Source organism: Acinetobacter sp. HA (genome assembly GCF_000264725.1).
GTDB classification, from domain to species: Bacteria; Pseudomonadota; Gammaproteobacteria; order Pseudomonadales; family Moraxellaceae; genus Acinetobacter; species Acinetobacter schindleri.
This window is the reverse complement of the sequence record NZ_AJXD01000054.1, coordinates 1-5716: the sequence shown is the minus strand read 5'-3', so window position 1 is coordinate 5716 and position 5716 is coordinate 1. Positions and strand designations below refer to the sequence as shown.

At 42.5% G+C, this 5716-nt stretch carries 6 protein-coding genes; 2 read left to right on the top strand and 4 right to left on the bottom strand.

Annotated elements, in window-relative coordinates; genetic code table 11:
- From HADU_RS10475 to rubA, 3 genes are all read right to left on the bottom strand, one after another.
- Window positions 1–685 (bottom strand): alpha/beta fold hydrolase (locus HADU_RS10475; protein ID WP_008306019.1); only part of this gene is annotated, 685 nt, incomplete at its 3' end.
- Between the two features lie 56 nt (window positions 686–741).
- Window positions 742–1920, bottom strand: coding sequence for an NAD(P)/FAD-dependent oxidoreductase (locus HADU_RS10470; RefSeq protein WP_004810871.1), 1179 nt, complete (start codon window positions 1918–1920; stop codon window positions 742–744).
- Between the two features lie 78 nt (window positions 1921–1998).
- The gene (gene rubA, locus HADU_RS10465) at window positions 1999–2163 is read right to left on the bottom strand and encodes a rubredoxin RubA (protein ID WP_004783011.1); all 165 of its coding nucleotides are present in this window, start codon (window positions 2161–2163) and stop codon (window positions 1999–2001) included.
- A gap of 497 nt (window positions 2164–2660) precedes the next feature.
- Here rubA and HADU_RS10460 point away from each other — a divergent pair, with 497 nt between their 5' ends.
- A complete protein-coding gene (locus tag HADU_RS10460; protein ID WP_004810869.1) occupies window positions 2661–3203 on the top strand; it encodes an adenine phosphoribosyltransferase in 543 nt (180 codons plus the stop codon).
- A 67-nt stretch (window positions 3204–3270) separates the two neighbouring features.
- On the opposite strand, the gene HADU_RS10455 is transcribed toward HADU_RS10460, so the two are convergent.
- Window positions 3271–3702, bottom strand: a complete 432-nt coding sequence (locus HADU_RS10455) for a YqiA/YcfP family alpha/beta fold hydrolase (protein ID WP_413540698.1) — start codon at window positions 3700–3702, stop codon at window positions 3271–3273.
- 450 nt (window positions 3703–4152) lie between these two features.
- Between HADU_RS10455 and lysS the strand changes: the two genes are divergently transcribed.
- On the top strand, window positions 4153–5682 hold the full coding sequence (gene lysS / locus HADU_RS10450; RefSeq protein WP_008306008.1) for a lysine--tRNA ligase: 1530 nt from the start codon (window positions 4153–4155) through the stop codon (window positions 5680–5682).
- The last annotated feature ends 34 nt before the right edge of the window (window positions 5683–5716 follow it).

The window sequence follows — 5716 nt, the reverse complement described above, 5'->3', positions numbered from 1 at the left end:
AACTTCGATTATATAATTTACGGGCGGTCTGCATTGCCTCAAGCTGATTGATATAACCAGGCGAGCCAATGATGTTAAACAGTTTTAAACTATGGTCAATTATACCATTTTCATCCTGCGAAGCGGGTTTGCCAATCAGACTAAAGAGCTGTTTTGGAAATGGTGGAGGTAACAGACGCTGATTGTTACTGGTAAATAACAGGGCCAGCTTTTTAACCTTTTCAGGATAACGTGCTGCCAGAATCTGGGCAATCATACCACCCATTGAAGCACCGAGCACATACACCTCGTCCAGTTCCATTTTATCAATCAGCAGACTGACGTCATCTGCCATGTCATACAGGGTATAAGGTGCTCCCTGGTTACCCAGGCCTAGCATGAAGCGACTCATCAGTTTAATGGTATTTAATCGTGGACCTTTATGATGGACTTTAGAGGATAGGCCAATATCGCGGTTATCAAAACGGATGACCCGGAAACCTTGGTCGATAAAAGATTTACAGAAAAAGTCCGGCCAATACAGCATCTGTGCACCCAGGCCCATAATCAGCAACAAGGTCGGGTGATTCTCCTGACCACCTACCTCTACATGCAATTCAATACCATTGCCAAGGTCAACCTTGGTTTCATGCATGAAAGCAGTATATGGTGATGGTAATAGACTCGATTGCACATGACTATTCATGTTAAGTTCCCTATAAAAGGACATTCTGTACAAAGAATGTCCTTTGTATTTAAACCTTAAACTGATACAGGAATCAAGTCAGGAACCTGCTTAGTCAATATAAGACGCTGTTTCGCTGCGGTAGCGCCTAATAGTACAAAGCCGCGCAGGGTTCCTTCAGTATCTGTGGCTTTGGCAATCATGCCATCCTCAAACTCTTCAGTGTCCCAGGTTACATCAATATTGGCGGGTGCAGGCAGTACAGTCAGGGGAGCAGCAGGTGTTTTTACCGCAACAGGCATTGCTGGATAATGCACTGCTGTCGTTTCACCATTCAAGGTTTTAGCCAGCGCACGCGCCTGCTGCATGATCGGCATCACATAAGGCAATAAAGTACCATTCACTTCAGCACAGTCACCGACAGCGAAAATATCAGCTAAATTCGTTTCGAGCTGGCTATTGGTCAAGATACCACGACCGATTTGTACACCAGACTCTTTGGCTACCGAGGCATTTGGTTGTAAGCCCACTGCAGACAGAACCACATCTGCAACGACTGACTGACCATTGGCTAATGTCACCAGGTAGTCACCATTTTCAACTTTAGAGACTTTCTCTACAGTCGTGCCTAATACAAAGTTAATACCAGTTTCTTCCAGGTTTTGCTGGAAAACATCTGCAACATGTGAAGGCAATAAACGGGCTAGAGGCTGAGGTGCCAAGTCAATTACAGTCACTTGATGGTCCGTGTGCTGAAGGTCATTGGCAAATTCACAGCCAATCAAACCGGCACCCAAAATCACTACCCGCTTATCTTCACGTTTTTCCAGGCTGGTACGGAAAGCTTTATAATCAGTCAGGTTGTTGACCACGTGAATATCGTCACTGCCATCACCAGCAATTGCAAGACGAATTGGCTGTGCACCCACGGCAAGAACCAGTTTTGAATATGCCTGTTTTTGCTCAGACTGATCTTTTACAACAGTCAGTTCATGTGCAGTAGCATCTATGGCTTTAACCCAAGTATGCGTTTCGATACGCATATTTAACTGAGCTGCCATTTTGGCAGCATCGCCCAAGGCAATATTTTCGGGTGCTTTTTTGCCTACTAAAGCATTGGAAAGTGTCGGTTTGGCGTAGTTGGTTGCATCATCGGCACAAATCATGACGAGTTCATGGTCTGGATTCAGCTTGCGGAATTCGCGTGCGACAGCATAGCCTGCCATACCTGAACCAATGATGACGATAGGATGCATATTTAACTCCATGCTTTTTTATAGATAGTAGAAAGGCATAAAAAAAGACCACTCAATATGGCCTTTGTTTGGGCGAAATCAGATTTCGATCATTTCAAAATCGACTTTAGAAACGCCACAGTCTGGGCAGGTCCAGTCATCTGGAATATCTTCCCATTTAGTACCAGGGACGATCCCGTCCTGAGGCCAACCTTCCGCTTCGTCGTAAATCCATCCACAAACGATGCATTGATATTTTTTCATGTAACTCTCCAAAACCAGCGAATATGGAAGCTGGCTCAAAAATCCTAAACAGGCAAGACTCTAATAATATGGCATTTAATAGCGGACATATTTGGCTAAATTTTTACGCAGTTCTGTTCAGAAAGTAAAGTAGATAACAGTTTAAACAGCAAAATTAAAAGCAGAATAGTGATCCGGGTCAGTAAAAGTCCTTTACTCAAGCTTTTTATTCTCTTGAAAATGCCGAAATATAATTTTATTTATGCAAATAAATAAAAGCTTATTGTTTCTCACACTGAGAGAAATAAAAAAATATTTTACCGTTGGGTAATGATTCATGGATTTAAAACAATCATTAAATTTTTTATGAAAAAAGTGCTCTTATAAATTAATGAAATATAAGTAAATAATTGCATGTCGATAGGGGTATCGCTGCAATAATACTCGGTTTTCCCTATCCTTTAGTCGTAATTCAGTTTAAAATTTGCCGGTTCCTTTTTCTTATCTAACGATCTCCCATGAGCAATATGTCTACTTCATTGTGGTCTCACATTCGTACTGTCCAGGATTTTCCAAAGCCGGGTATTAGTTTCTTTGACTTAACACCGCTTTTCATGAATAACATCGGTCCATTAACTGATGCTTTGATTGCAAGCATTCCTGCTGAAAAACTGGCAGAAGTAGATAGCTTTATTGCTGTTGAAGCACGTGGCTTTGTATTGGCAAGCTTATTGGCTCAACGTACCGGCAAGGGCCTGTTACTGGTTCGCAAGGCAGGTAAATTACCACCTCCAGTAGTTGGTGTGGGTTATAGCCTGGAATACGGTCTGGACCGTCTGGAAATGTCTGCTGAGGTTCAATCACAAAAAGTGATTATTGTAGATGACGTATTGGCCACTGGCGGTACATTGAAAGCTGTCAATGAACTGGCTGAAAAATGTAATCATAAAGTACTCGGCGCGAGCATTTTTCTTGATCTACCTGATTTACATAGTGATCTTGGGCTGAATATCTGGTCTGTATTGGATGACAAATCTAAGCCTGAAGCTAATGCCGCTTAAGCGCAACAGATGAATAAAAAGCCCTGCAATATGCAGGGTTTTTTTATGGCTTCTTTAAATGTAATACTTAACTTTTTTGCAGATTCTGTTGAATTTGCAGGATCAGGGGATTGATCCGTTCCGGTGTTTCAAGGCGATGATGTCCACCGGGAACCGCTTCTACCTGCATATAATCTTCTAGTTGGGACTGTACTGCATGCATATCCAGTATTTCATCGCCTAACTCAATATAGGCAAGCTGAGGAATGTCATGTTGTAGGTCATTATCACAAATTGCAGGATAATCATCGCGGAAATAGGGAGCTAGGCTTGGATTGGCAATTACACAAGGAATCTGGTGTTGCTGTGACATTTTCAGTGCCCAGTAACCCCCCAGACTGTGCCCAACCAGAATATCTGGATGAATTTTTTCAATCATCTCGTTATAAAACTCTGCCACAGTCGCATAATTGAGGTTGCGGTAATCCACATCAATGCAATATTTATGATCGGCATCGATGGCATGGAATTTCGTAGATTCTCGTGAAGAATCAAGTCCATGAAAAAAAGGATTTTAGAGGTGCATTGGCTCATTATGGTGGTTCGTATCAATTCGTTTTATGGTCCGGCAATGATTTGCGTCAGGGAGCATTGTAGAACTTCTATACAGGGAATGAAGTTAGCATTTGGTCTAAAGACTTTAGTCCAAGCCGACCTTAGTCAAAAAGACTGAAAGGTTCTGTAAAGAATTTGATATTAAAACGTTATTTTTTGATTAATTGGTCAATTAAAACTGTATATTCCTCGGCTTGGTTAGGGTGAAAGGCCCTGCCCAAAAGAGGAATTTGAGCCTTCCCCAGATATTTGAAAAGAAAAGCCAATTGAGATGCTGCTGGACGCTACGATTTAACTGCAAAATCTGCTATTGTATGCACCTTCTATTTTTTAACTAATCTTATTCGAGGCAGAGATGACGCAAACTAACGCTCAATCGACTTCTGAACAAATCATTTCCGAAAACGATTTAATTGCACAGCGTCATGCCAAGTTAAAGCAAATCGAAGATCAAGCCAAGGAAACCGGCAAGAGCCCATGGCCAAATACTTTCAAGCGTGAGCACTACGCGCAAGATCTGCAAGACCAGTTCGCTGACCAGTCAAAAGAAGAAATTGAAGCAGGCGAAAAGGTGTATGTAAAAGTTGCGGGTCGTGTGATGTTGAACCGTGGTTCATTTATCGTGATTCAGGACATGACTGGCCGTATTCAGCTGTATGTTCCTCGTAAAGAATTAGATGCTGAAGTACTTGCTACAATTAAAGGTCTAGACCTTGGTGATATCATTGCCGTTGAAGGTTATATCGGTCGTTCGGGTAAAGGCGATCTGTATGTACACATCGAACAATTCGAATTATTAACAAAATCACTTCGTCCACTTCCAGACAAATTCCACGGCTTGACAGATACAGAAGTGAAGTATCGTAAGCGTTATCTGGATCTGATCGTGAATGAAGAAACACGTAAGACTTTTGAAATCCGCGCTAAAGTGGTCGCTGGTATCCGCAACTTCCTGACTGAAAAACGTTATATGGAAGTGGAAACACCAATGATGCACGTGATTCCAGGTGGTGCTTCTGCGCGTCCATTTGAAACGCATCACAATGCGTTGGACATGCCACTGTTTTTGCGTATTGCACCTGAGCTTTATTTGAAACGTCTGGTTGTCGGTGGTTTTGAGCGTGTGTTCGAAATTAACCGTAACTTCCGAAATGAAGGTGTTTCAACTCGTCATAACCCGGAATTCACCATGATCGAGTTCTACCAGGCTTATGCAGACTATAAAGACCTGATGGAACTGACTGAGCAAATGCTGGAAAAACTGGCATTGGATATTTTGGGTACAACTGATGTGCCTTATGGCGAAGAAGTATTTAGCTTCAAAGGTCCATTCAAGAAAATCTCAATGTTTGATGCGATTCTTGAGCACAACCCACAGTTCACGCCTGAAAATGTAGGCGACCGTGACTTTCTGGCAAAATACGTTCAGGAAGAGTTGAAAGAACAGGTGAAACCAGGTTTTGGTTTGGGTAAACTGCAAACTATCGTGTTTGAGGAAACAGTAGAAACTAAACTGCGTCAGCCAACATTCATTACTGAATATCCAGCAGAAACTTCTCCACTGGCGCGTCGTAATGATCACAATCCGCACATCACTGACCGTTTCGAATTCTTTATTGGTGGTCGTGAGCTGGCAAATGGTTTCTCAGAATTGAATGATCCGATCGACCAGGCTGAGCGCTTCCAGGCACAGGTTGCCGAGAAAGACGCAGGCGATGATGAAGCAATGCACTTCGATGCAGACTTTATTGAAGCATTAGAATATGGCTTACCTCCAACAGCGGGTGAAGGTATCGGTATTGACCGTCTGGTGATGATCTTTGCCAATGCGCCAAGTATCCGTGACGTGATCCTGTTCCCGCACATGCGTCATAAACACGCTTAAGTAAAAAAACTAATAAAAAAACCCGCACATGTTG